The sequence below is a fragment of the Clostridium saccharoperbutylacetonicum N1-4(HMT) genome, from assembly GCF_000340885.1.
Classification (GTDB): Bacteria; Bacillota; Clostridia; order Clostridiales; family Clostridiaceae; genus Clostridium; species Clostridium saccharoperbutylacetonicum.
On sequence record NC_020291.1, the window covers coordinates 6085084 to 6111946 of the forward strand.

Annotated in this window: 20 protein-coding genes and 1 riboswitch; of the genes, 4 read left to right on the forward strand and 16 right to left on the reverse strand. The window is 28.9% G+C overall.

Going from position 1 to position 26863, the window contains the following annotated elements:
* The first annotated feature begins 296 nt into the window (after positions 1-296).
* Positions 297-1166, forward strand: coding sequence for a transposase-like zinc-binding domain-containing protein (locus tag CSPA_RS26515; protein ID WP_015395502.1), 870 nt, complete (start codon positions 297-299; stop codon positions 1164-1166).
* A 568-nt stretch (positions 1167-1734) separates the two neighbouring features.
* Here the strand turns inward: CSPA_RS26515 and CSPA_RS26520 are convergent.
* Entirely contained in the window at positions 1735-3021 is a 1287-nt protein-coding gene (locus CSPA_RS26520; protein ID WP_015395504.1) for a M18 family aminopeptidase, read from the reverse strand.
* A 474-nt stretch (positions 3022-3495) separates the two neighbouring features.
* On the reverse strand, positions 3496-4380 hold the full coding sequence (gene dapA, locus CSPA_RS26525) for a 4-hydroxy-tetrahydrodipicolinate synthase (protein ID WP_015395505.1): 885 nt from the start codon (positions 4378-4380) through the stop codon (positions 3496-3498).
* A gap of 277 nt (positions 4381-4657) precedes the next feature.
* Between dapA and CSPA_RS26530 the strand changes: the two genes are divergently transcribed.
* Both CSPA_RS26530 and CSPA_RS26535 read left to right on the forward strand, forming a co-directional pair.
* A complete protein-coding gene (locus tag CSPA_RS26530; RefSeq protein WP_015395506.1) occupies positions 4658-5833 on the forward strand; it encodes a cation diffusion facilitator family transporter in 1176 nt (391 codons plus the stop codon).
* A gap of 153 nt (positions 5834-5986) precedes the next feature.
* Positions 5987-6757 carry a DUF2628 domain-containing protein gene (locus tag CSPA_RS26535; protein WP_015395507.1) on the forward strand — a complete coding sequence of 257 codons (771 nt, stop codon included), beginning with the start codon at positions 5987-5989 and terminating at the stop codon, positions 6755-6757.
* A gap of 314 nt (positions 6758-7071) precedes the next feature.
* On the opposite strand, the gene CSPA_RS26540 is transcribed toward CSPA_RS26535, so the two are convergent.
* The 12 genes from CSPA_RS26540 to CSPA_RS26595 all read right to left on the reverse strand — a co-directional run bounded on the left by CSPA_RS26540 (position 7072) and on the right by CSPA_RS26595 (position 22034).
* Entirely contained in the window at positions 7072-7794 is a 723-nt protein-coding gene (locus tag CSPA_RS26540) for an amino acid ABC transporter ATP-binding protein (RefSeq protein WP_015395508.1), read from the reverse strand.
* Complete coding sequence (locus CSPA_RS26545) at positions 7781-8458, reverse strand: amino acid ABC transporter permease (RefSeq protein WP_015395509.1); 678 nt, start codon at positions 8456-8458, stop codon at positions 7781-7783. The genes CSPA_RS26540 and CSPA_RS26545 overlap by 14 nt, the downstream gene beginning before the upstream one ends.
* Before the next feature lie 220 nt (positions 8459-8678).
* The gene (locus tag CSPA_RS26550; RefSeq protein WP_015395510.1) at positions 8679-9875 is read right to left on the reverse strand and encodes a M20 metallopeptidase family protein; all 1197 of its coding nucleotides are present in this window, start codon (positions 9873-9875) and stop codon (positions 8679-8681) included.
* Between the two features lie 129 nt (positions 9876-10004).
* The gene (locus CSPA_RS26555) at positions 10005-10853 is read right to left on the reverse strand and encodes an ABC transporter substrate-binding protein (protein WP_015395511.1); all 849 of its coding nucleotides are present in this window, start codon (positions 10851-10853) and stop codon (positions 10005-10007) included.
* Between the two features lie 670 nt (positions 10854-11523).
* On the reverse strand, positions 11524-13695 hold the full coding sequence (gene helD, locus CSPA_RS26560) for an RNA polymerase recycling motor HelD (RefSeq protein ID WP_015395512.1): 2172 nt from the start codon (positions 13693-13695) through the stop codon (positions 11524-11526).
* Between the two features lie 649 nt (positions 13696-14344).
* The gene (gene ftsH, locus CSPA_RS26565; protein WP_015395513.1) at positions 14345-16432 is read right to left on the reverse strand and encodes an ATP-dependent zinc metalloprotease FtsH; all 2088 of its coding nucleotides are present in this window, start codon (positions 16430-16432) and stop codon (positions 14345-14347) included.
* Between the two features lie 54 nt (positions 16433-16486).
* On the reverse strand, positions 16487-16708 hold the full coding sequence (locus CSPA_RS26570; protein WP_015395514.1) for a DUF3006 domain-containing protein: 222 nt from the start codon (positions 16706-16708) through the stop codon (positions 16487-16489).
* Positions 16709-16884: 176 nt separating this feature from the next.
* The gene (lepB, locus tag CSPA_RS26575; RefSeq protein WP_015395515.1) at positions 16885-17457 is read right to left on the reverse strand and encodes a signal peptidase I; all 573 of its coding nucleotides are present in this window, start codon (positions 17455-17457) and stop codon (positions 16885-16887) included.
* Positions 17458-17472: 15 nt separating this feature from the next.
* Positions 17473-18027 carry a signal peptidase I gene (gene lepB / locus CSPA_RS26580; protein WP_015395516.1) on the reverse strand — a complete coding sequence of 185 codons (555 nt, stop codon included), beginning with the start codon at positions 18025-18027 and terminating at the stop codon, positions 17473-17475.
* Positions 18028-18338: 311 nt separating this feature from the next.
* A complete protein-coding gene (lysA, locus tag CSPA_RS26585; RefSeq protein ID WP_015395517.1) occupies positions 18339-19634 on the reverse strand; it encodes a diaminopimelate decarboxylase in 1296 nt (431 codons plus the stop codon).
* A 276-nt stretch (positions 19635-19910) separates the two neighbouring features.
* Positions 19911-20079, reverse strand: a riboswitch (Lysine riboswitch).
* 154 nt (positions 20080-20233) lie between these two features.
* On the reverse strand, positions 20234-20911 hold the full coding sequence (locus CSPA_RS26590) for a beta/alpha barrel domain-containing protein (RefSeq protein WP_015395518.1): 678 nt from the start codon (positions 20909-20911) through the stop codon (positions 20234-20236).
* Between the two features lie 589 nt (positions 20912-21500).
* On the reverse strand, positions 21501-22034 hold the full coding sequence (locus CSPA_RS26595) for a putative ABC transporter permease (protein ID WP_015395519.1): 534 nt from the start codon (positions 22032-22034) through the stop codon (positions 21501-21503).
* A 263-nt stretch (positions 22035-22297) separates the two neighbouring features.
* Here CSPA_RS26595 and CSPA_RS26600 point away from each other — a divergent pair, with 263 nt between their 5' ends.
* Positions 22298-23497 (forward strand): alanyl-tRNA editing protein, encoded by a 1200-nt coding sequence (locus CSPA_RS26600; protein ID WP_015395520.1) that lies wholly within the window; start codon positions 22298-22300, stop codon positions 23495-23497.
* Positions 23498-23959: 462 nt separating this feature from the next.
* Here the strand turns inward: CSPA_RS26600 and CSPA_RS26605 are convergent, their stop codons facing one another.
* Positions 23960-24166: a heavy-metal-associated domain-containing protein gene (locus CSPA_RS26605; protein WP_015395521.1), complete on the reverse strand. Its 207-nt coding sequence runs from the start codon at positions 24164-24166 to the stop codon at positions 23960-23962.
* Positions 24167-24394: 228 nt separating this feature from the next.
* A complete protein-coding gene (locus CSPA_RS26610; RefSeq protein ID WP_015395522.1) occupies positions 24395-26830 on the reverse strand; it encodes a heavy metal translocating P-type ATPase in 2436 nt (811 codons plus the stop codon).
* Between the last annotated feature and the right edge of the window lie 33 nt (positions 26831-26863).

Consider the following 26863-nt stretch of genomic DNA (forward strand, 5'->3'; position numbering starts at 1 on the left):
ATAGAATTCAACTCTTACATGATTTTCAGGCATGCGAACAAGCTCTTACTAATTTTCAAATTTGAATACATTACATATAAGCATGCACAAACAATAAAATTTTATATGTATAGGTGTTTTAAATAAGTGTTGTTAATGTTTAAAAGTTTAAAATCATGTCAATTATTAAAATAGCTAATTATATATGTTCCGATTATCAAATTTCAATAACAATTGTAATTTGTCACAAAAGCTCCAAGTAGAAATTTCGAAGAACGAAATATAGAATTAAAAATTCATTATGAAAGGTGATTATTTTGATAGAAACAGATTCAAACTTTGAACAACTCAATTCTCTTATGACTTTCCTACTAAAAAAAGATATTTATAAAAATAGAATTATTGAAGCTTGCCCTAATTGTAACGGAAAAAAATATATAAGGTATGGGGCTTACAAAGGAATTCAAAGATATAAATGCAAGGAATGCTCAAAAACCTTTTCAAACAGTACAAATTCTTTATGGAGTTATTCTAAAAAGAACTCTCCTAAATGGATACAATTTATTGAACTCGTTATTGAAAGAAAATCTTTAAGATTTTGCGCTGAAAAACTAGAAATAAGTCTAGTTACCGCATTTTATTGGAGACATAAAGTATTAAATGGACTAAATTTTGACAGTATCCCAGAGAAGTTAACTAATAATGTTTTTATTTCAAAAAAACTAATTCCAGAAAATTTTAAAGGTAGCAGAAATATAATGACTGATAAGCGCCATAATATATGGGTTATAGCTGCAAAATCAAGCAATGATTCTATGATAGCAAAACCTATCTCAAAAATTCATTGGAATCTCAATAGTTTCAACAAAAAAATTTACTATTTAATTGATAAAAAGGCCTATATCACAACATATTGTGATAGATATCTATCAGCAGTTGCTGCAAAACATAACAAAAAACGAGAATATCAAGTTTTTGATGATAAAAGAATAAAAACTTTCCCAAATATTTTGAATCTATGGCTAAAAAAGTACCATGGAGTAGCTACAAAATATTTAGAAAACTATCTTTCACTTTTCATATTGTTTATTATTAATAGAAAAATTGATTCTATAAGCATATCTAATCAATTAATTACTGGAAATAGATATATTAGAACTAATGAAATAGGCCTTACTCTCGAATAATTTCAAAACTTATCATCATATCGTTATTTGGTGAAATATCAATATCATCATCATTTAATTAATATTTAACAACATTAATATTCAACAACATTTATTTTAAACAGCACTATATACAATTAAATAGTTAAAAGGCATCTACTTCTTAACTTCTATACTAAGTAGAGTACTAATTTAAATAAAGCAAAAAATATTCCACATATTTATTTCTTAGATTTTTCATTTAATATTTATTCAAGGCAACTTCAAGTTTAATCTTAGAAATAAAATTTAATTAAAATATTTTTATTATTGCATAAAAAGAGCATAGATCTACAAAATCTATACTCTTAATCAATTTATATTATGTTCTTTATAAATTAAAAAAATGGTAATTTAAAAGTAATATCAGCATATACATATGCAGCAAAAATCCCTATAAATATTAATGCTGCCAAAAAACTCCTTAGTATTATTCTTTTGTTTCTCCCAGTAATAGAATAACAAAATAGAGATAGAAAAATCACTCCTATCATTGCTGACCCTATTGCAATATATATTTACTTCTACTCTCAAACTTTTAGTAATTCTATTAGTTAAAAAATTCTGTGAAAGCCTTTATTGTGTACTCATTATCAGCTACAGATGCTAATTCTCTTACTGAATGCATGCTTAATACTGGCGCTCCCATATCTATTACAGGTATATTTAGCTTTGCTGCAGTAATTGGCCCTATTGTTGTTCCACCTCTTAAATCTGATCTATTTACAAATACTTGGCATGGTACTTGAGCTTTTTCGCATACTGCTTTAAATATCGCACTTGCGTAACTATCTGTTGAATAACTTCCTGATGCTGCAATTTTAAGTACTGGTCCTTTTCCTAATAAAGGCTTACTTGTTGGATCACATTTTTCTGTATAGTTTGGATGAATGGCATGAGCTAAATCTGCTGAAATCATTATCGAATTGCTTACTGCTCTTCTAAATTCTTCTCTTTCTTTTTTTAGACCTAAACTTATTCTCTCTAAAATATTTTCCAAGATAGAAGAATTTGCTCCTTGCTGTGTTAAACTTCCTATTTCTTCATTATCTAATGCCACTAACACCTTAGTTGCTTTAATTGGATTACTGTTTATTAATGCTTTCAATCCTGCAAATACCATCCAAAGGTCATCTAACCTTCCACATGAAATAAATTCATTATTAAGTCCAACTGTCATACCTTCTGCATATTCATATAAGAATAAATCAAAATCTAAAATGTCTTCTGAATCTACTTTTAATGATTCTGAAATCAATTTAAGTAAATAATTATCTTTTTCTAGTTTATCCTCTACTATTGTAAATAATGGTAATACATCTTTTTGTTTATTGTATTCGTAACCTTCATTCACACTTCTATTCATATGTATTGCCAAGTTAGGAATGATTAAAACTGGTTTATTAATATCCACTAAACTTACTTTTGGTGCAAATGGATTCTCTCCTTTTAGTGTAACTCTTCCTGCTATACTCAAAGGTCTGTCAAACCAAGTGCTAAGTATTGGTCCACCATAAACTTCAGTATTTAATTTTAGATAATGTCCCTCAACTAACATTTCAGGATTTGGCTTTATTCTAAAACCAGGTGAATCAGTATGTGCTCCTATTAATCTAAATCCATCTTCTTCAATTTCGCCTGTTCCAATTTCAAAGGCTATTACTGCAGAATTATTTTTTGTAATATAATATTTTCCACCTTTTTTTAATTCCCATTGATCTTCTTCTTTTATTTCAGAATATCCTTGATTATTTAAAATATTTTTAATTTCTTGAGCACCTTGAAATGCTGTTTTACTTTTATTTATAAAATCTATTAATTCTTGTCTATTACTCATTTGTTTACACCTCTCCCTTTTTAATAACAAAAAACTACTTTACTATTATATACCTTTATTACTAATATTAAAATATTTCTTAATAATTATTAATTCTCAATCATCAATTGCCAATTCAATTCTCATATGGCCTTAATTTGATAGGACTTACATACTTCAAAAATTTTATACATTTCTATAAAGAGTCAAGATAATCCATAAAATAAAATTGTCAACCCAAAGTAAAACCCTTCACATATCAGGTGCATATAAAATACAAAAAAGTTGGCATATACATACAATATCCACCAACTTTTATAATATTTAAATTCTATTTTAAGATATGTAAGTTCTAATTAATATCGTACATCTCAATTAAAAAAATTCTCAAAGAAAAATAAATATAAAAACCCTACATTTGGCTACATGAACTTTTTCTTTAGATCTTTTTGACTAATTGATAATTGAGCATGAACATTAATAATTGAAATATATTTAAATGAGCTTATATTTATGCAGTTCTTCTTTTAATATTTCTAAATTCTTGCCTTCCATAGGGAATAACGGCATTCTTAATGGCCCAACATTATATCCCATAAGACCCAAAGCTGTCTTTACTGGAATAGGATTTACTTCTATAAACAATGCATTTATAAGTTCTAAATATTCTGTTTGAAGTTTACTGCTTTCTTCTAATTTACCCTCAAAATAAAAACTACAAATATCATGTGCCTCCTTAGGCATAACATTTGAGAAAACAGATATTACTCCTTTTCCTCCAAGAGATAAAATAGGAAGAATTTGATCATCATTTCCAGAATAAATATTAAGTTCATCCTTACATAAAGCTTTTATCTTTGCAACAGCTGAAAGATCCCCACTAGCTTCTTTTGTTGCAACGATACGCGGATGCTTAGCTAACTCAACATATGTTTCTGGTGCTATGTTAACCCCTGTTCTTGATGGAACATTATATAAAATAATTGGAATATTAACTCTGTCTGCAATATAATTATAATGCTTTATTAGACCACTTTGAGTAGTTTTATTGTAATATGGAGTAACTATTAATAGTGCATCTACTCCAACACTTTCAGCATATTTAGAAAGCTCTACTGCATAAATTGTATCATTAGAACCTGTCCCTGCGATTACTGGAACCCTCTTGTTTACATACTCTACTGTAAATTTTATAACTTCCCTATGCTCATCATCTGTCATAGTAGAAGACTCACCTGTAGTTCCTGCAATTACTATTGCATCACTTCCATTCTCTATATTAAAATCAATTAACTTTTTTAATTCAGAGAAATTAATACCATCTTCTGTAAAAGGTGTAACAATTGCAACTGCTGCACCTGTAAATATAATATCCTTCATATAAGTTTGCCCCCTTGAATATTTTCACTCTTTATTATAACACAGTAAAGTTACACTATAAACTTATAATATGTATAATTATAAATTTTATTATCCACAATTTATTATTAAAAATAGAAAATTCCATATTGCTAATTTACAATTAATCATTGAACCCTTATAATTGATAATTACCCATTGACTCATATATTTTTTAATATTGAATATGCTATTAATATTGTAAACTGTTATAATTATAAATAAGTTTTGTTTTATAAAAGATTGGAGTGCTATTTAAATGTTTTTTAATTTAATTGTTAACAAATTTATAAAAGATAATACAAATTTAAAAGATGATAAAGTTAGAAATTCCTATGGTATTCTCGGAGGAATCATTGGGATTCTAGTTAATATAGCTTTATTTGTAATAAAATTTATTGTTGGTCTACTAGTATCAAGTATAGCCATCATGGCAGATGCATTTAACAACTTATCTGATGCTGCATCTTCATTAATAACAATTTTAGGTTTTAAACTTTCAAACAAACCTGCTGATAAAGAACATCCCTTTGGTCACGGAAGAATCGAGTATCTTTCTGCATTGATTGTTGCCTTTATGGTAATGTTAGTTGGTTTGCAATTTATTAAATCCTCATTTGATAGAATAATTAATCCAACCCCTGTAACCTTTGAATTAATTCCATTCATATTATTATTTGTATCTATATTTTTTAAGATTTGGCTATCAAGGTTTAATAAATTCATGGGAGAAAAGATTAATTCTGCTGCTTTGAAAGCTTCTTCTACAGATGCCTTGGGAGATGTTTTCACCACTAGCTGCGTTGCGATTTCATTTTTAGCTTCTAAATTCACAACCTTACCTATAGATGGATATATTGGAATGCTTGTTGCATTATTTATTGTTTATTCAGGTTTTAATTTAGTTAAAGATACTATAAATCCACTTTTGGGCGAAGCTCCAGATCCTGAACTCGTTGAATCTATAAAAAGAATGGTTGCTTCCTATGACAATATTCATGGTACCCATGATTTAATAATTCATAATTATGGTCCTGGTAAATGTATGGCATCTATTCATGCTGAAATTCCAAGTGATGTAAATATTATTACTATTCATGAAATAATTGATAAAGCAGAGAGGGAGATTTCTGAAGTTCTAAAGATATATTTAGTAATACATATTGATCCTATTTGTGTCATTGAAGGAGAGTCACAAGCAGCTTTTGAAGAAATTTTATCTATAATAAAAAAATATGACTATATAGAGTCTTTACATGACTTTAGAGTAGTTGGTGAAGGCGAAGTTAAAAATTTAATTTTTGATATAGTAATTAATCCACCAAAAAACTTTTCAATTACTGATGATGAAATAATTAATAATATCTCCACTGAATTAAAAAAATGTCATTCATCTTATAATTGTGTAATAACTATCGATAGACATTTTTCTTAATAAGTCCTATAACAATAATTATTTATTTTCATCACATTCTATTTGATAAAAATTATTTATTCATAATTTGAAATTAAAATCACAATATATGTTAAATAAAATAAATCTATGCTATGATTTTGTTATTAATATTGTTTTTAAGGGGGTAAAAATGTGAAATGTCCACATTGCGAGGAAGAATTAGGCCTTAATAATATCTGCATAAATCCTGTATGCTCATATTTTGGAACTGAAATAAAATTTTCAACTGATTCTGATAGAAATAATATAAAAAATGATACTCAAAATTATTCAAATATTAAAACTACTGCAAGCAATTCTTTTGAGTATACTCATAGATATTCTGATAAAAACTCTCAAACTTATAATAATATAGACAAGCAATCTACAGATAATTATTTTAAAGGTAACAATTGTATATCTAAAGAAGAATTAACTACATTTATAGGTAACAATGCTAATTATTATTTTAAATACATTGGTAAAATAAGAACTAATAATAAATTTTCTTCTTGGAATTGGCCTTGTTTTTTTCTTAATTCTTATTGGTTATTGTATCGTAAATTATATCTTCCAGCAGCTATATTGATTGGTATAAATTTTGCTTCATCAAAAATATTAGGCCACAAAACTTATTTATTTTTTATACTTATGTTACGTATTATAGTAACTATTTTTGCAAATAGTATTTATCTTAATCATTGCAAACAAAAAATCACAAAAATTAAAGCATCTATGTCATCTTTGAGCGAAATTCAATATTCTCAATACTTAAGAAAATTACGCAAAAAGGGTGGTGTTTCCTTAGCTGCCCCTATTTTTCTCCTTATAGTATCTATATTAGTTACTATAATTTATATCATTATATCCTTATCAACTATGTCTAAAGCACCTGGTTTTTATTCTGGTTCTTATTATCTATAAGAGCATGATACTAAAACAATACATATAGATGTGTTTTAAATAAATGTTGGTGATATTGTTTTATAGTTTATAGTTTATAGTTTATTTTTAATTCTACATTAAAATGCTCAAGTATCTATTGTCAATGATCTGTAATTGATCCTAGGACAATTTATACTTGAGCATTTATTATATAACAACATTTATTTTAAACAGCTTAACATAAACTATAATTATTAATGTTCAGTTATCAATTATTAGGGAAATCCCCTAAGTATTTCTTCAATTGATATGTTCAATCTTTATTAGAAATTATATATAATTTTTTAAAGGTATTATAGTACCTTTGATAAGAAGTCTATTGTACGTGGATTTTGTGGATTCTTAAATACTTCATCTGGAGTTCCTGATTCTATTATTTTTCCGCCATCTATAAATAATATTCTATCTCCAACTTCTCTTGCAAATCCCATTTCGTGAGTAACAACTACCATTGTCATACCTTCCTTAGCAAGGTTTTTCATAACACTTAAAACTTCTCCAACCATTTCAGGATCTAAAGCTGAAGTTGGCTCATCAAAAAGCATAACATCTGGCTGCATAGCTAAGGCTCTAGCTATTGCAATTCTCTGCTTTTGTCCTCCTGATAATGAAGCAGGATATGCATCTATCTTATCCAATAATCCTACCTTTTCTAATAGTGAAACAGCTATTTTCTTAGCTTCATCCTTTGACATTCCTTTTACTTTTATAGGTGCTAAACATATATTTTCACAAACAGTTTTATGAGGAAATAGATTAAAGTGTTGGAACACCATCCCCATCTTTTCTCTCATTTCATCTATATTGGTTGCTTTTGAAGTTATATCTTTACCTTCAAAAGTTATTGTACCTGAAGTTGGTTCATCTAATAGATTAAGGCATCTTAAAAATGTACTTTTACCTGATCCAGATGGTCCAATTATAACTACAACTTCACCTTTTTGAATATGCTCATCTATACCCTTTAATACTTTATTTTTTCCAAAGCTTTTATGTAAATCATTAACGTATATCACTAGCTTTAAGCCTCCTTTCTACATAACCCAAACCTCTTGTCAAAGTGAATGTTAATATAAAGTAAACTACAGCTGCAACAATTATTGGTTCTAATCCTAATGCTGTATTCCCCCTTACTATTCCTGCCTTAAACATAAGCTCTGCTACTCCTATGACAGAAACCTGTGATGACTCTTTAACTACAGAAATAAACTCATTTCCTAAAGCTGGCAATATATTTTTAAATGCTTGAGGTATTATTATTTCAAACATTGCCAATCTTTGATTCATACCTAAACTTCTTGCAGCTTCCATTTGCCCCTTATCTACTGCTTCAATTCCAGCTCTTATTATTTCAGATACATATGCAGCAGAATTTAATGCTAAGGCAATTACACCAACCAACAAATCTCCAATTGGAATATCCATTATTTTTGGCAGTCCATCAAGCGTAGGAAACCCAATATAAATTATATAGATTTGAACTAAAATCGGAGTACCTCTTACAAATTCAACATAAACTTTTGAAATTAATGATAAAGCTTTAATTTTAGAACGTCTTAAAAGCGATAATATTAATCCTAAAATAGTTCCGAATATAACTGCAAAAAAAGCTAATAAAATAGTTATTACTGCTCCTTTTAAATAATAATCATAATATTGATTTAAAAATGAAAAATTCAATTCTTTCCCTCCTAATTATTAATTTAGTAATGATCAATTATTAAGGCTCAATTGTCAATAAACTCATTACCTCCACTGAAAACTCAGTATTAAGCTAATATTCAATAGTCTATTATCAACAATCACTCATCCATTATCATTGATAATTGACAATTGATAACTGACAATTGCAAATTGATTCCTTGTCAATTATCACTGCTGAAAGGCCACTTGTCAATGCTTAATTATTTACTTCTGATAAATAATCAATAGCTGCTTGTAAAAATAAAGCAACTCCCTTATATAATACCGAATCATCCATAAGATATTTTGAATTATGTGCTGGATATACTATTCCATCTTCAAATGCCATTGGATTACATAACCTAAAATAGCAGCCTCTAACCCTTTCAAAGAAAAATCCTGCATCTTCTGCCCCCATATTATATTCCTTTTCAATATGAATTTCATCTTCTTTTAATATTTTTTTCGAAGATTTTAGGAACAGGTTTACCATATTATCATCATTAACAACTCCAGAACATCCACCATCAAAATTCAATTCATAGTCTGCTCTCATTAATTTGGTTAATCCTGATACAATTTCTTCTATTCTTCTTAATACATATTTTCTTGTTTCTGCATCTGTATTTCTTACAGTTCCTTTTACTTCTACAATATCAGGAATAATATTATTAGAATTTCTTCCCCCTTGAATACTGCTAAAGCTTATAACCGTTGGTATAGTTTGTTTTATTTCTCTAGTTAAGATATATTGAATATTGTTGATAATTAATGTAGCAATAGAAATTGGATCTATGCATAAATCTGGAGTGGATGCATGTCCCCCCTTGCCAATTATTTTCATATTAATTGGGTCTTCATATGCACTTACACTTCCATACTTAACCATTACATCTCCGTTTTTATAATCTTTTAAAGTATTCTCAACATGTAATGCTAAAATTGCATCCGCTTTAGGATTTTCTAAAACTCCATCTTCAATCATTGCTAATGCTCCGCCTGGTGCACATTCCTCGGATGGTTGAAATATTAATTTCACTTTTCCATTTATTTTTTCTTCATTTTCTTTAAGTATTTTAGCGACTCCAAGCAATATTGCCATATGTGCGTCATGACCACAAGCATGCATATTCTCATTTTCAGATTTAAAAGCTAACTTTGTTTCTTCTTTAATTTCCAATGCATCCATGTCCGCTCTTATAGCAATTGTTTTCCCAGCTTTATTACCCAAAACAGCCGATATGCCAGAATGCTTTTCATATGTAGTATAAGCAACACCTATTTCATCTAATCTATTTTTCACATACTCACACGTACTTGGTAAATTCATGCCTATTTCTGGTATTTTATGAAGATCTCTTCTCCATTTTACTATTTCCTCATTTAAATCAAAAGCTTCGCTCATTATATTCATTGCTATAATCACATCCTATCAATAATAAGTTAAGGCATCACAATCTTAATATTTTAAGAAGTGTTGCCTTAAACTCTAATTTCTACTGTCTTAATTGTTTTATTAAATCATATTAACTACTATAAGTAATTATTCTGCTAATTTATTTGCATCTGTGAAAAGTTGTTTAATCTTATTTTCATCTTGTAATTTCTTTAAAGTTTTGTTTACTTCTGCTTTTAAATCCGAACCTTTTTTCATTGCTACTGCACATCCACCATCTGGATCTTTAACTTCTAAATTACTTGCAATTGCAATTCCTGGATTCTTTTGAACAGTTATATCTGCAACTGTTGATTCAACTAAAACTGCATCTACTTTTTTATTCTTCAAATCTAATATTAAATCAGGAACTTTATCTAAAGATTTAATTTTATCTGCATCAAAGTTGTCCTTTGCAATACCTTCTTGGATTGATCCCTTTTGAACTCCAATTTTCTTTCCTTTTAAGTCTTCAATTTTGCTTATTGAAACTTCTTCTCCTGATCTTAATATAAATCTATGTGAAGCAACAAAATATATATCTGAGAAATCTGCATTTTGTTTTCTTTCTTCTGTTGGTGTCATTCCTGCAAACACCATATCAACCTTATCTGCTTGAAGCGCTACAAGTAATCCATCAAAAGCCATATCCTTCATTTCAAGTTCTACCCCTAAATCTTTTGCAAATTGCTTTGCAATTTCAATATCAAATCCAACTATTTGATCTTTTCCATCTATTTCTTTATGGAATTCATATGGTGCATAATCTGCACTTGTTCCAACAACAAGTTTTCCTTTTGACTTTATTGCTTCTAGTGTTGATCCTGCTGTTTTTGTAGTTCCAGTTCCAGCATTACCTGTATCCTTTTTTTCAGTATTTCCGCAGCCAACCATACCTATTGCTAATGTTGTTACTGCTACTACAGCTATTAATTTCTTTATTATTCCAATTTTCATTATTTATCCCTCCGCTTTTCCATCACTAATCATTAGCATAATTATACACACATTTTTATATTTATGCAATACTATTTTTTTAACTTTTTTGAATAAATATTAAAAATATCATTTTAATTTAATTATTTAAGTATACATAATATTCCTCAATAAATTATGTAAATATTTCTATAACTGCAGTATTCAAGCTAGCTTGGATCATTAGTTTAAGAGTAAGTATTGAAAATTTATAATTACAGATCATATTATTTTTAGTTTGCATAATTGGTAAAAATTTATTCATAAAAATAGTAACAAGCTTGGAATTTCACCCCAAACTTGTCACCACTTTATTCATATTCAATTATCAATTTTCAATGATCAATTAATTATATAAGCTCAAAGAAAAAGATCAAATTTCCAATTGTAAAAACTCCAAGAAAAAAGTTCGTGCCGCCAAATATATAAACTCCAATGAGAGAGCTTATGTTTCCAAAGATTAAAGTTCCAAGGAGAAAGCTTATATTACCAAATACAAAAGCTCAAAGAGAAAGTTCATGTTTCCAAATGTAAAAGCTCCAGGGAGAAAGTTCATGTAACCAAATATAAAATTTGGACACTTACTTTTTGGACATTCACTTTTTGAATACTCACTTCACTTTCAAAATATCTCAAATTAAGATGTACAGCATTAATTAGAACTTATATGTTTAACGACTGATAGCCTATGTAATGCTCTAGTACACATAATATACTTAACTAACGGTTGGATTTCACTTTCTTCTACTATTATTACGCCATCAAATTCCAAACCTTTTGCTAAATATGCTGGAATGAGAACTCTTCCACCTTTATAAGTAATATCTTCACTATCTAAACTTTGTATACTCATTTTTTCCTTAATAACAGGAGCAAATTTATTTAGTTCTTCTTTTCCATTGAAAATTATTGCTATATTTTCATAGCCATCATCCTCGTAATCTTCTAAGATAGAACTAATTGTATTTACAAATTCATCGCTATTTGACGTATCTTCTTCTATTACAGGCTCTCCTTTTCTAACTAAAGGCACAATTTTATCCACTTCTAAAAAGGCATTTGCATATTCCATAATTTCTTGGGTTGATCTATAACTCTTATTTAACTCATAGGTTTTAATTTCTGCATTTATATCATAAAAAACATCTTCTAAATGAAGCATTGCTGGCTCATCTTCAGTATTTATTAATCTTTGATTTGAATCTCCTACTATTGTATAGCTCTTACAACCTGTCATTTCCTTAATTATTTCAAATTGTATCATGCTATAATCCTGAGCTTCATCAATAACAATATGCTTTATTTCTTCTCTCATTTTTATGCCTTTTAATTTAACTGATAAATACAAAATTCCTGCTAAATCCATATATCCTAAGCTGTCATCCGAAATTTCATTATCTAAATCATCAGTTTTTTCAACATATTCTTTTCCTAAATTTGAATTAACTATTCTTTTGTAAATGTCTATAATCGATTCTGGTCTAATCCACGTATCCAATTCATCCCGTGAATTCATAACAGCTCTAATAATTTCTCTTATTTTAATTTTTCTCAAATATTCTAAATTATTCTTTTCAGTTGCTAATTCTTCTTCAGATAAGCTATTAATTTTTTCTTTGAATTCAGCATTTAATTTATAAAATTCCTCATCTCTTTTATCTTTAATCTTAGATATAAGTATTCTTTTTATTTTTTCACTTCTTCTAAACAAAGGCATATCCTTATAATAAACGTTAAATAATTCCTTAACTTCGTCAATTGCTACTATATCTTCGCCTTTAAATTTTACTGGTTTTATTTTAAAGTATTCCTTATCTAGTCCATGAATATTGAAATTCAGTAATTTCAAAAATTCTTCTGAACTTTTATATTTATACTCCTTGAATGCATCAGTATTCCCATTCATAACCTCTTCTACAGAACTTGAGAAACCTTTGATATTTTCATATTCTAAACCAAGCTCTTTTCTTGCAAAGTTTTCAAAAGTTGTTTGCTTTATATTGCTTTCTCCAAGAGAAGGCAATACTTGAGCTATATAATCCATAAAGATATCATTAGGAGCAAAAATTAGCACTTTATCTCCAAATTGCTTTCTAAAATTATAAAGCAGATATGAAATTCTGTGAAGAGCAATAGTAGTTTTCCCCGATCCTGCAACTCCATTTACAACTATTACTTTATTTCTATCTTCTCTAATAATTTCATCTTGTTCCTTTTGAATAGTCATAACAATATCTTTCAATTTATCCGATGAATTTTCAGTTAAGACCATTTGAAGTATTTCATCTTTAATATCAACAGCTGAATCAAATATACCTTTAAGCTCTCCCTTTTTTATTATCAACTGCTTTCTTGATAAAATATCTACAGCTACTTCCCCTGATGGTGGAGTAAAGCTTGATTTTCCAAGTGCTCCTTTATAAAATAGAGCAGCAATAGGGGCTCTCCAGTCAACAATTAATGGCTCAAAATTATCTTCTAATGTAAAACCATATCTTCCGATATAAATATCTTCTGGAATTTCATCATCTTCTTTAAATGTAACCTTTCCAAAATACGGCGATTCTTTAAGCTTAGTAAATTCCATTAATCTTTTATCAATTGTCTTATATGCTTCTTCCTTAACATAATTCTCATGATCAAAGTAATCTATAACTTGATCTTCATCATCCTTATATTCTTCAATATATTTTTTTCTGGCATCTAAAATATAATTGGTCACATTCTTTCTTTTCTCTAAATACTTTAATATTTCCTTATTTAAGGTATCCAAAATTTCAGTTAATTTACTTTCTTCTTGTAAAAAATCCACTTGTTTATTCAAAATTTATCCCCCTTTAGTTCAGTTATGAGTTACACCTATAAAAAGAGCAGCTATGCACCTATAAATAGAGCAGCTATGCTGCAATACGGATCATTTATGCAATACGGAACTTAAAATTAGTTATGAGTCAACAGTTAGTTTAAAGTTAAGAATTATGAGTTTAGAGTTGACAGTTAGTTAACAGTTAAGTTAGCTTTGAGTTAACAACTGGTTATTCATTATTAGTTTTTGGTTATTATGGTTATCCTAATTAATAATCAAACTTATAAATCGAATATACATGCATTATTGATAAATTATAATCGTAACACTATACTAGAAATTAAATACATATTTGTGCAAGCGGCATATGAAATTAAGCTGTGATGGTGCTTAGTGGAAGGTTGTTCCATTCTCTGCTTGTCATAAATTTACTTTAGGAACATGCAGAAATGGGGCAACCTTCCACTTAGAACCCATCCAGCGAAAATTTCATTAGTCCGCTGGAATAAATATGTATCTAATTTGGATAAGTTTTGATTAATATTGGTTTCTCTATTTTGCATTTTTAATTGCATATTGTCAACATTAAAATGCACAATGACGGATTAGAAATTTTTTGTTCATCTTCCCCCATTGTGCATTCATTATTAGTATTTTCTAATAAATTTTATATATTCTTATCTTCATTTTCTGTATTGTTGTATTCTGATTTTATTTCTTGTTGTTCTTGTTCTTCATGGTTATTTAATGAATTACTTTCCAATAAATCACCTGTAACCTCACTCTTTTTTTCAGAAGTATTATCTTTATCATCTATAATAACATCTAAAGAATGCTTCTTAGCTCTTTTCTCTTCTATTTCTTTTCTTCTTTTTTCATTTTCAGACTTTTCTTTTTCTCTTTCTTCCTTCATTTCTGGATATTTCTCATAAACTATTTCTAAGAATTCTTCACTAAATATAGTTTCTTTTTCTAAAAGCGTATTAGCTATTTTCTCTACCAATTCTTTGTTTTCAGTTAATATTTGTTTTGCCTTTTCATGAGAAGCTCTTATTATTTTTAAAGTTTCCTCATCTATTAATGTAGCTGTTTCTTCACTACAATTCTTAACTGCTCTTCCATCTAAATATCTATTTTCTATGGATTCTAATGCAACCATATCAAATCTTTCTGACATTCCATACATAGAAACCATACTTCTTGCAATTGATGTAGCTTTCTTAATATCATCAGATGCTCCTGCTGTAACTATATTAAAGAATACTTCTTCAGCTGCTCTTCCTGCAAGAATAGAAACTATTCTATTTATAAAATATTCTTTTGATGGTAGGAACTTTTTATCCTCTTCCTCAGTATACATAGTATATCCTAATGAACCCATTGTTCTAGGAACTATTGTTATTTTATGTACTGGGTCTGTTTTAAGTATTGCAGCTGCAAGTGCATGCCCTACTTCATGATAAGATACTATTTCTCTTTCTTTTGGTGAAAGAATTACATCCTTCTTTTCTTTTCCTGCTATTACAACTTCAACTGATTCTCTTAAGTCTTCTTGAAGCACTGTTTTTCTGCCTCTTCTTACTGCTCTTAAGGCCGCTTCATTTATGATATTTGCAAGATCAGCTCCAACAGCGCCTGGAGTACTTCTAGCTATCTCAGCTAAATTAACATCTTCACCTAAATGCACATTTTTAGAATGAACATTTAGTATTGCTTCTCTTCCCTTAAATTCTGGTCTATCAACAATAACTCTTCTATCAAATCTACCTGGTCTTAAAAGCGCCTTGTCAAGTATCTCAGGTCTATTTGTAGCTCCAAGGATAACTATACCCTTTGATGAATCAAACCCATCCATTTCAGATAGTAATTGATTTAAAGTTTGTTCTCTTTCATCATTACTTTGCATTTGATTATCTCTACTTTTACCAATTGCATCTATTTCATCTATAAATATGATACATGGTGCCTTTGCTACTGCATCCTTAAATAACTCTCTAACTCTTGATGCTCCAACTCCAACAAACATTTCAACAAAACTTGAACCTGATAGTGAGAAGAATGGTACTTTAGCTTCTCCTGCTACAGCTTTAGCTATAAGTGTCTTTCCTGTTCCTGGAGGTCCTACAAGTAAAACTCCTTTAGGTAATTTAGCTCCAATTTCAGTATATTTTGTTGGCCCATTTAAGAAATCTATTACTTCTTTTAATGATTCTTTAGCTTCTTCTTGTCCTGCAACATCATCAAAAGTTACTTTTATTTCACTTTCCATATAAACCTTGGCGTTATTTTTGCCGATGCCCATGACACCGCCTCCACCTCCGCCCATTTTGGAGAACAAGAATTTCCACATAAAGAATATTAGAACTAAAGGTAATATCCATGTAAGTACAAAGTTCATTATAGGAGCTTCTTTACTAGGACTTTGACCATAAAAATCAACATTGGCCGCTCTTAGTGCTGAAATTAAATTTTCATCAGCTATATTGGCTGTATATAATGTTTTTCCCTTATATTCTTGATTATTTTCACTTGGTGTGATTAATAAATTGTCACTTGTTATAACAACCTTAGAAATTTCCTTGTCTTGTAAAAGCTGCATAAACTCATTATATGTAATTGCCTTATTTGTAACTGAATCTCTTGCATAGTTAAATGCCATAACAAATGCAATTGCTATTATAAAGTAAGTAATTGCTACTATAAATGAATTTTTATCTTTGTTATTTTTTTTATTATTTTTATTGTTATCTATCATCTAATCACCTTCTCTTATACAATTTGTTATTTACAATAATACTTAAAGATTAGATTATTCTCTCCACATATCTTCCATATCACTTTTGATTTGTGACTTTCTTTTCAATGTAGATATTACATCTATTTCAAAATATTCATTCACTTTAACTAAAATATCGCCTTCTTTGAACTCACCTTTTATATTCTTTAAAGGTATTTCCTGCATTTCCCCAGCTTCATTCTCAACAATTGCAAAAGTGCCTTCTACTCTATCTATTATATACTTTTCACTCATGTAACATCCTCTTTTCATAATATAAATTAATTCTAAGATTAGTTAACCAATCCTTTTATCCCACGAGTAGTTAATTTCAATTGTCAATTATCAATTTGTAAAGCAGTATTATATTTTTACATATGTTAACATAATTAATTGTCAAATATCAGCGAAATTTAAAATTTTCTATGGAATTATTTAGTAGAGTATAAACTTCCAAACTCATTAAATGGATAAAATTTAATTTGAGCTTTTCCTTGAATCTTTGAAGCATCTATATATGGATTAGCCCACTTTCTAGCATCATTAGATCGATTTCTGTTATCCCCTAAAAAGAAGAATTTATTTTGTGGTACATCAAATGTACCATTATAAATCTCATTATTTTTAACATAATTTTCCTTAATATCTTGGCCATTAATATTAACTATACCATTATGTATTTCAATATGATCTCCTGGAAGTCCTATTGCTCTCTTTATAAGTACTTCGCTTAATTCATCTGAGTAAAATACAATTATATCTCCTCTTTTTATGTTACTTGTATCATAAACTCTTGTTACCATTAATTTATCACCAACATTTAAAGTTGGAACCATTGATTCACTAGGTATATAAACATTATACACTAAAAACTTATTTATTAAACACGCAATTCCTATAGCCGCAACAATTGGAATTATCCATTCTCTAAAAAAGCTTCCTTTACCTATTAGTTTTGACATTAATCCTTTTTTTGATAAATCTGTTTCTATAGTTTCTTTCATTAGATGTTCTCCTTCTTATTTAAACACTTCAAACTTATTTATTGGATAATACCTCAATATTGCCTTTCCTTCTATATATGATGCATCTACATAAGGATTTATCCAGTGTCTTGAGTCATTTGAATTTGCTCTATTATCTCCTAAGAAAAAATATTTATTTTCTGGTACTTGAAATGATTTGTTGATTATTTCATTATTTTTAACATAATCTTCTTGTAGTTTTTCACCATTCCTATACACAATACCTTCTTTTATATCTATTTTATCACCTGGAAGACCTATTAATCTTTTTATTAAAATTTCTCCTGGGAATTCATCATTTTTAAATAAAACTATCTCCCCTTCTTGTAAACTCTTAGTATCATGTACCCTTGATACGATTAATCTATCTTTGATCTGTAAGGTTGGCAACATAGATCCGCTAGTAATCCAAACACCATAACCCACAAAATTCCATATTAAAAGTATTATACAAGCAACAACAGATAAATCTATTATCCACTCTTTTAATTTTGATTTTTTCTTAGTTTTATTAGCTTCTTCTATTTGATTTTCATTATTTTCTGCCACTGTGCTACCTCCATAAAAGATTTATACTTCAACTGTCAATGCTCAATTTTCAATTAAGCTAAAAACCTTTGCTTTCTTATAAAATTTAATTAAAACATAGGTTTATTTTATATTTTATCATACCATTTTAGTATATCATACTTTATTGTCTAAAATATTTACAACTTATTAATTTTTTAGGATACCTAGTACATTTTTAGTTTATGATACATAATCCCCACCAAAACTCATAACTAATGACAAATGCACAATCCCAAATTGCTTATTTGGGATTGTGCATTGTAAGTTAGTACTTTAATTTACTTGACTATTTATATAACATCGTTTTTTAATAAATCTTCGTAAGATTCCCTTCTGCAAATTAATCTCGCTTCATTATCCTTAACCATTACTACTGCAGGTTTTGGTATTCTATTATAATTACTTGACATAGAATATCCATAAGCTCCAGTTGTCATAATAGCTAAAATATCTCCACTTTCAACTTTAGGAAGCTTCACATTCTCCAGTAATATATCTCCAGATTCACAACACTTTCCTGCAATAGTTACAACTTCCTCATTAACATCTGTAACCCTATTTGCTAGAAGACACTCATATTGAGCATTATAAAGAGCTGGTCTTATGTTATCAGTCATTCCTCCATCAACTGAAACATATTTTCTTACGCTAGGAATTTCTTTGACTGAACCCACAGTATATAATGTAAGCCCCGCATTAGCTACAATACTTCTTCCCGGTTCTATTGTAAGTATTGGTCTTTCTTGACCAGTTCTTGCACAAACTTCATCAACCTTGTTAATTATAACGCTACAATACTCTTCTGTTGTCTTTGGTTCATCTTCCTCTGTATAATATATTCCAAAGCCGCCACCAAAATCTACCTCTTCAATAAGATATCCTAAGTTTTCTTTAGTATTTCTCACAAGTTCAAGCATTATCTCTACAGCATCTTCATATGGTTCTAAATCAAAAATTTGTGACCCTATGTGACAGTGTATTCCTGTTAGATTTATATTTTCCAAACTTATTGCTTTTTTAATAGCATCTTCTATAACAGTTCCAACTGGCGCAAAGCCAAATTTAGAATCTATTTGTCCAGTTTTAATATATTCATGAGTATGAGCCTCAATTCCTGGTGTTATTCTTAAATAAATATTTTGAACTTTATCATACACTTTAGCTATATTATTTAATGTTTCCATCTCATAATAGTTGTCCACAACAAAATTACCAACACCTAACTTAACCCCTAACTCAATTTCATCTATAGTTTTATTATTCCCATGAAACATTACTTTTTCAAGTGGAAACTCTGCCTTATACGCCGTATATAATTCGCCCCCAGAGACAACGTCTAATGACATGTTCTCTTCTCTTAATAATTTACACATTTGAACTGTTAAAAAAGCCTTACCAGCAAAAGCTACTCTATTATTATTTTCTTCACATTTAAAGTATTTTCTATAATCTCTGCAATAATCTCTTATTAATGCTTCATCAAATACATAAAGTGGACTTCCATATTCTTTTACTAAAGCCTTAGCATTTACACCACCAACAACTAGTTGGTTATCCTGTGTTTTCATTGTTCCAAATAATTTCATTTGCTTAACCCCCAATTTAATATAATACACAAATTACAATTTACAGTTTGCAAATCACAATTGTGATTAAAAGCTTGTAATTAAAGAAAACTTTACTAAATATCCATGAAAACAACAAACGCCACAGAATATTTCTGTGACGAGTGGTAAATTTTCACGCTATATAATACGCACATATTTTCATCGATTATCAATTTACAAAAAAAGATACATTATAAATATTTAATATCTATAATAGATAATCCTTCACCTTTTATAAATTATAAACTGAAAAAAGTACCGTGTAGCTCAACACTTACGTGACAGTTATCCACATATTCTATGAATACCCAGAAATAAATTAATGCATTATAATTTATTCCTTCGGCCATAATACCTTTTAGTATAAATCTTAGCTTGCAAGCTCCTTATACTTACTCTTTATTACAGCTCCTCTACCCCAGGTCAATAACATTTGGCAATTTTCGATTATCAATAATAAATCCATCATTGATAATTAAACATTGATCCTTGTTCCTTATTATCTTATTAAACTATTACAAATATGATACCATAAATTGAAGTTAAATCAACATTTTTTTGCTAGTCAAAATAGTTTCCTATTCTTTTCTATATTCATCCATAAGATCTCCCATAATACTTGCTGAAGATGGGGGGGTATAAGTAATGGCATTTGCCCCTGCTTGTATTGTTTTACTTATGGACTCCTCTGTAGGTCCACCAGTAGCTATTATAGGGAATTCAGGAAACCTTTTTCTGATATTTTTTACTATATTGACTGTATTTTTACCGCCTGAAACATTCAATATAGTTGCTCCAGCTTCTATTCTTTTTGCAATATCTTCATCTTCTGAAATTACAGTTACTATTACAGGTATATCTATAGTTGCTCTTATCTTCTTAACAACTTCATTGCTAGTTGGAGCATTTACAACAACGCCCATGGCCCCTTTAAATTCCGCATCCATTGCTAAATTAACAACTCTTTTCCCTTGAGTAATTCCTCCACCGACGCCACAAAAAACTGGAACGTCAGCTGACATTACTAATGCTTGTGTTATTATTGGCTGTGGTGTAAAAGGATATACTGCAATTATTGCATCTGCATTACTATTTCTTATTAATGCTACATCTGTAGTAAAAAGTAATGACTTTATTCTTTTTCCAAAAATATTAATTCCACCACAATTTCTTATAACAGCTGGAACTTCAATGACATGATTTCTAAGAGTACCTTTTATTTGTGGAATAAATTTAGCTTCTTTATATGTTGTCATAGATTATATCCCCTCCACATCAATTTTTAGAGCTTAAAATTAAAATCACTATATAATAACTTATTATATTATACTCTTTTATCCTCATTCTGAAAGTTAAATTTTGTTTATCCACATTATCCACAGTTTTTATCCACAAGTATGTTTATTATTAATAAAACCTTTATAATTATCTTATAAAAATATTACTATAAAAATTCAATCACAAAAACTTAGTTCAATAGTAATTTATAATACCTTTATCAAAAGTTATCCACATTCAAAACATACTTATCAACACTATGAACAATGCCCATACTTACTAGCTTTAACGTATATTTTCATAAATATAATATACACTTTGTCCACAAACTTATTCACAGATTACAAATTAACTATACTTTACGCACAATCTTCACTAAATTGTAAAGAAATTTTCACGCGAAAAATAAATGCTAATATAATTATATAATTTCCATCAAAAATAAATTCATATTTTCTAATAAACAAAAAAATATGAATTTATTAATAATAATTACATTTTTTTCTATTTATATATTTTAAATATATCATCTAATAATAATCAAAGCAATTAAAAATAAGATATTCTTTAATCTTTAATATTTTTTCTATTAAACAATATTTTTTTATAATCTTGCATTGTTAAAATCAAATCAAATATTATTAGTAGTAAAGATGTATATAATACAATATATAAACTTTTCTCTGCTAATAAATATAGCTCATGTACTACTGGATGAAAAAAATTAATCCCTATATAACAAAGAATCATCCAACATACTGAAAAACTAAGAGTTATATATCCATAAATATTATATTTATACTTTGAATAATCCCAATAAACTTTTTTAAAAATATGCTTCAAAATATATCCACTTATATATTCAACAGTTGTTGGTATTAGGAAATATAATAATATCAAAGATCCACCTTGAATTTCAAGTATTTCATTACATATAACTAAAATTGTAAATGCTATACCATACATAGGCTTAAATGGACCTATTAAAAAACCTTCCTTCTTAAAAGTTTTTGTAATTGCAAAACTATATACTTCTTCTATTAACCATCCTAAAAAAGAATATAATATAAAATTGAATGTTAAATAAAACATTACATCCATCAATTAACCACCTTTTCCTGTAATTTAAAAATAGTATTTGTAGATGTAATTTTTTTATCCTTAGATATATATTTAAATTATTATTTTATATATAAGGTGTTTTCTTTCTTATAAAAATCCAATTGTTGGCAATGTAAATTGTCAATTAGAATATATGTTATAATAATATTATTTGATTTCTAAATTCATCTGAAAATTTGTATTATTATAAATTTGATAACTGAATTTTAGATATAAGAGTATCTTAGGAGGGTAACTTACATATGGAAAAAATTTATTATGATAACCAATATCTTAAAGAATTTACTGCTGAAATCGTTGATATAAAAGAAATTGATAACAAATTTCACGTTATATTAGATAAAACAGCATTTTTCCCAGGTGGAGGAGGACAGAATTGTGATCTTGGATCTTTAGAGAATGAAAAAATTATTGATGTATACGAAAAAGACGACATAGTATACCACGTTCTTGAAAAGAAACCTATTAAAATCCATAAAGTGAAATGTATGATTGATTGGAATAGAAGAACTGATGGTATGCATCAGCATTTAGGGCAACATGTTTTATCAGGTGCCTTCTTTAATCTTTTTAACTCCAATACTTTTGCAATCCATTTAGGTTCTGATATAAGCACCGTTGATATTTACGGCATTTTATCCGAGGAACAAGTACGAGAAGCAGAAAAGCTTGCAAATAAAATTATTGGCGATGCTATACCTGTAGAATCTTTTGTTCCAACTAAAGCTGAATTAAAAAAATTAACACTTAGACGTGCTCTTCCTAACACGCAAGAAGATATTAGAGTTGTAAAAATAGGAGATTTTGATATAAATGCATGTTGTGGACTTCATCCTGCATCAACTCTTGACTTAAGGCTAATTAAGATTAAAAGATTTGAAAAACATAAAGATGGAACAAGAATAGAATTTTTAGCTGGTGAACGTGCTGTTTCTGATTCCTTCAAAAAAGATGAATTTCAAAATTCCATCTGCAGATATTTAAGCTGTAATGAAAGTGAGGCTATAAATGGTATTAAAAATTTAAATGAAAGTCTTCGTACTACTAATGAAATGAATAAAAGTCTTAATATTTTGTTAGCTAAATATCAAGAAAAAGAAATGCTTGAGGATGCGGCTAAACTAAATGATATTAGAGTCATAAAAAAAATCTTTGTTGGCGAGAACTTAAAATATGTAAGCAATCTCACTTCAAAGCTAATTGAAAATGAACGTACAATTGCTTTAATGGCCGTACAATCAGAAGAAAAAGTTAATCTTATCTTTGCCTGCTCAAAAGATATTAAAGAAGTTAAAATGAACGATTTACTAAAAGATGCAATATCTCTTATTGACGGTAAAGGTGGTGGAAGCCCCTTCCAAGCTCAAGGTGCAGGTAAAAACAACGCAAACCTTGAAAGTACATTAGACTATGCCTTCAATAAAATAGCTCAATCTATATAAATCCATAGACTTTAATTTATATAGATATCCAAATCAAGAAATAGACTTATGCAACAATCACCGAAATATGATACAGTTATCTTCCGCAGGACTAGTGAAATTTTTGCTGGAAGGTTCTAAATGTGGGCTTGTCGTCATTTCAGCGTGTTCCAGATATAAAATCCCCAAGGAGAAAGTTCATGTTTCCAAATATAAAATTTGGACATTCACTTTTAGACAATCTGTAAATGAAACAAGCCCCCATTAACAACCTTCAACAGCTCAATTTCACATGCCTGCTCCAGAAAAAATGTATCATATTTCTAGTGTAAAGTTGTAATTTTAATTTCTCAAGAGTGTATACATATTCCATCTATAAGTTAAACTCTTAAATAGATATCTATATATTAAATGCACAAAAAAATGTTGGTAAACTACCAACATTTTTTTATAAAATAAACTTTAAAGCATTAAATCAATGATTTATTCTTCTATACTAACTACATCATATCCTTCTTCTTCAATAGCTGCCTTTATTTCTTCATTACTATTTGATGTTTCTACTATTGCACACTTATTTTCAAGGCTTACTTCCACTGAAGTTACCTTATCTAAATTTTCTAATGCTTCCTTAACATGAGCTACACAATGTCCACAGCTCATTCCTTCGATTAGTATTTTCTTCTTCATTTAATCACCCCCTTTATTCAGTTTACAATTTACAGTTAGTGCCCTATTTAAGTTACCGTGCACAATTTATAGCTTACAGTTAGGTCACAATTCCTGCTGATGGCACATAGTTTAAAGTTAGGACATAATTTCAGTTTACAGTTTAGGAAGAAAAGCCAGAGGCTTTTCTGAATATATATTCAGAAATTCCGTTAGGAATTTCCACCTTCAACTGCGAACTGTGAATTGTTACCTGTAAACTGTAAAACGTCTAAGTCTTAGTGCATTTGTAAGTACCGATACTGAACTTAAACTCATTGCTGCAGCTGCTATCATTGGATTTAATAGTGGTCCTCCAAATATATGGAGAATTCCCATTGCTACTGGAATACCTAATACATTGTAACCAAATGCCCAAAACAGATTTTGTTTTATATTTCTAATGGTGGCTTTACTTAATTTAATTGCAGTAATAACATCCATTAAATCGCTTTTCATAAGTACTATATCAGCTGATTCTATTGCTACATCAGTCCCTGAACCTATTGCAATTCCAACATCCGCTTGTGCAAGTGCTGGCGCATCATTTATTCCATCACCAACCATAGCAACTTTATTTTCACCTATTTGAAGCTTTTTAACTTCATTTGCTTTGTCTTCTGGTAACACTTCTGCCAAAACAATATCAATTCCAACTTGTTTAGCTATTGCATCCGCTGTTTTCTTATTATCACCTGTTATCATAGCCACTTTTATACCCATATTATGAAGAGCTTCTATTGCAGCTTTACTGTTTGCTTTAACAGTATCTGCAACTGCTACTATTCCTTTTAATGAACCATTAATGGTCACATACATAGGCGTTTTTCCTTCATCTGCTAATCTATCACTATCTTTTGCCAAAGCCTCAATATTTATGTTTTGTTCTATCATTAATTTCTTATTTCCAAGTAAAATACTTTTATTATCTATCTTAACTTCTATTCCATGACCTGGAATTGCATTGAATTCTTGAATTTCTTTTAAAGCTAAATTTCTATTTTCTGCTTCTTTAACTATTGCTTCACCCAATGGATGCTCTGACCCTTTTTCACTGCTTGCAGCTAAAATCAGCACCTCTTCTTCTGAAATTCCATTTGTTATTATATCTGTTACTACTGGCTTTCCTTCTGTTATAGTCCCAGTTTTATCAAACACAATGGTTTTTATTAAGTGAGTTGTTTCTAAGGCTTCTCCACCTTTTATCAACACACCATTTTCTGCACCTTTTCCTGTTCCAACCATTATTGCTGTTGGTGTTGCAAGACCTAGTGCACATGGACACGCTATTACAAGAACTGCAATAAATATTGTTAATGCGAATATTTTACTTTCTCCTGCTATAAGCCATGCTACTGCAGCTATTATTGCTAGTATTATTACTGTTGGAACAAAATAGGCTGATATAACATCTGCAAGTTTTGCTATTGGTGCTTTTGATCCTTGAGCCTCTTCAACTAATTTTACTATTTGAGAAAGTGCTGTATCTTTTCCTACTTTTGTTGCCTTGTATTTTACAAATCCTGTTTTATTAATACTTGCCCCAATTACACTACTACCTACAACTTTTTCAACAGGAATGCTTTCTCCTGTAAGCATTGATTCATCTATAGATGTGCTACCCTCAATTATTTCACCATCCACAGGAAGCTTTTCCCCTGGTTTTACTATTACTATATCTCCAGCTACTACTTCCTCTATAGGAATTATAACTTCATTATTGTTTCTTATTACTGTTGCAGTTTTTGGTGCTAACCCCATTAATGCCTTAATTGCCTGTGAAGTCCTTCCTTTTGAAACTGCTTCTAGATATTTTCCTAAAGTTATTAAGGTCAAAATAACTGCTGCTGACTCAAAATATAAATGCATAACATAATCTGTTTCACCAGATAATATTTTATAAATTGCAAATATTCCATATAAAAACGCTGCTAAAGTACTTATTGCAATTAATGAATCCATATTAGGACTTAATTGAACCAAATTCTTTATTCCAACTTTATAGAATTTATAACCAGCTATCATTACTGGTAATGTTAATATCACTTGAATAATAGCAAAATTAAAGGGATGCATCATAGGATGAAGTACTTCTGGAAGAGGCATTCCCAACATTTCACCCATAGTTATTACTAAAAGAGGTAATGTAAAAATTAATGATGCAATAAATCTTCTAAGCAGCAACTGACTTGGTTCTAGTTTTTTCTTTTCTTGCATTTCTTCATCTTCTTTAACCAATTTATACCCTGCTTTGTCTACTGCTGCTTTAATATTAGCATACCCTATTTCATCTTCATCGATAGTTATAGTTAGTTTTTCTGTAGCAAGATTAACTACTGAGTTTTCAACTCCATTAAGTTTTTTAGTAACTCTTTCTACTCTATTTGAACAAGCTGCGCATGTCATTCCTTCAACCTTGAAATTATAGGTTTTAATGTTTTTCTTAACTCCATATCCCGCTTTTACTATTGCAGCTTCAATGTTACTTTGATTTGAAATGCCTTCATCATATTCCACATTTAATGTTTCTGTTGCAAAATTTACATTTGCATTACTTATTCCTTCTAATTTATTTACAACTCTCTCAACTCTATTTGCACATGCTGAACATGTCATTCCTTCTATCTTTAGTAACTTTTTTTTCATTCTTTCACCCTCCTCCTTTATTACACACTCATT

What these genes read in the sequence shown, in the direction of transcription:
- CSPA_RS26520 (WP_015395504.1), bottom strand. Translation starts at nt 3,021, where the DNA reads ATGAGTAATAGACAAGAATTAATAGATTTTATAAATAAAAGTAAAACA.
- dapA (WP_015395505.1), bottom strand. Translation starts at nt 4,380, where the DNA reads ATGAAGGATATTATATTTACAGGTGCAGCAGTTGCAATTGTTACACCT.
- CSPA_RS26530 (WP_015395506.1), top strand. Translation starts at nt 4,658, where the DNA reads ATGTTTTTTAATTTAATTGTTAACAAATTTATAAAAGATAATACAAAT.
- CSPA_RS26550 (WP_015395510.1), bottom strand. Translation starts at nt 9,875, where the DNA reads ATGAATATAATGAGCGAAGCTTTTGATTTAAATGAGGAAATAGTAAAA.
- CSPA_RS26555 (WP_015395511.1), bottom strand. Translation starts at nt 10,853, where the DNA reads ATGAAAATTGGAATAATAAAGAAATTAATAGCTGTAGTAGCAGTAACA.
- ftsH (WP_015395513.1), bottom strand. Translation starts at nt 16,432, where the DNA reads ATGATAGATAACAATAAAAATAATAAAAAAAATAACAAAGATAAAAAT.
- CSPA_RS26570 (WP_015395514.1), bottom strand. Translation starts at nt 16,708, where the DNA reads ATGAGTGAAAAGTATATAATAGATAGAGTAGAAGGCACTTTTGCAATT.
- lepB (WP_015395515.1), bottom strand. Translation starts at nt 17,457, where the DNA reads ATGAAAGAAACTATAGAAACAGATTTATCAAAAAAAGGATTAATGTCA.
- lysA (WP_015395517.1), bottom strand. Translation starts at nt 19,634, where the DNA reads ATGAAATTATTTGGAACAATGAAAACACAGGATAACCAACTAGTTGTT.
- CSPA_RS26590 (WP_015395518.1), bottom strand. Translation starts at nt 20,911, where the DNA reads ATGACAACATATAAAGAAGCTAAATTTATTCCACAAATAAAAGGTACT.
- CSPA_RS26595 (WP_015395519.1), bottom strand. Translation starts at nt 22,034, where the DNA reads ATGGATGTAATGTTTTATTTAACATTCAATTTTATATTATATTCTTTT.
- CSPA_RS26600 (WP_015395520.1), top strand. Translation starts at nt 22,298, where the DNA reads ATGGAAAAAATTTATTATGATAACCAATATCTTAAAGAATTTACTGCT.
- CSPA_RS26605 (WP_015395521.1), bottom strand. Translation starts at nt 24,166, where the DNA reads ATGAAGAAGAAAATACTAATCGAAGGAATGAGCTGTGGACATTGTGTA.
- CSPA_RS26610 (WP_015395522.1), bottom strand. Translation starts at nt 26,830, where the DNA reads ATGAAAAAAAAGTTACTAAAGATAGAAGGAATGACATGTTCAGCATGT.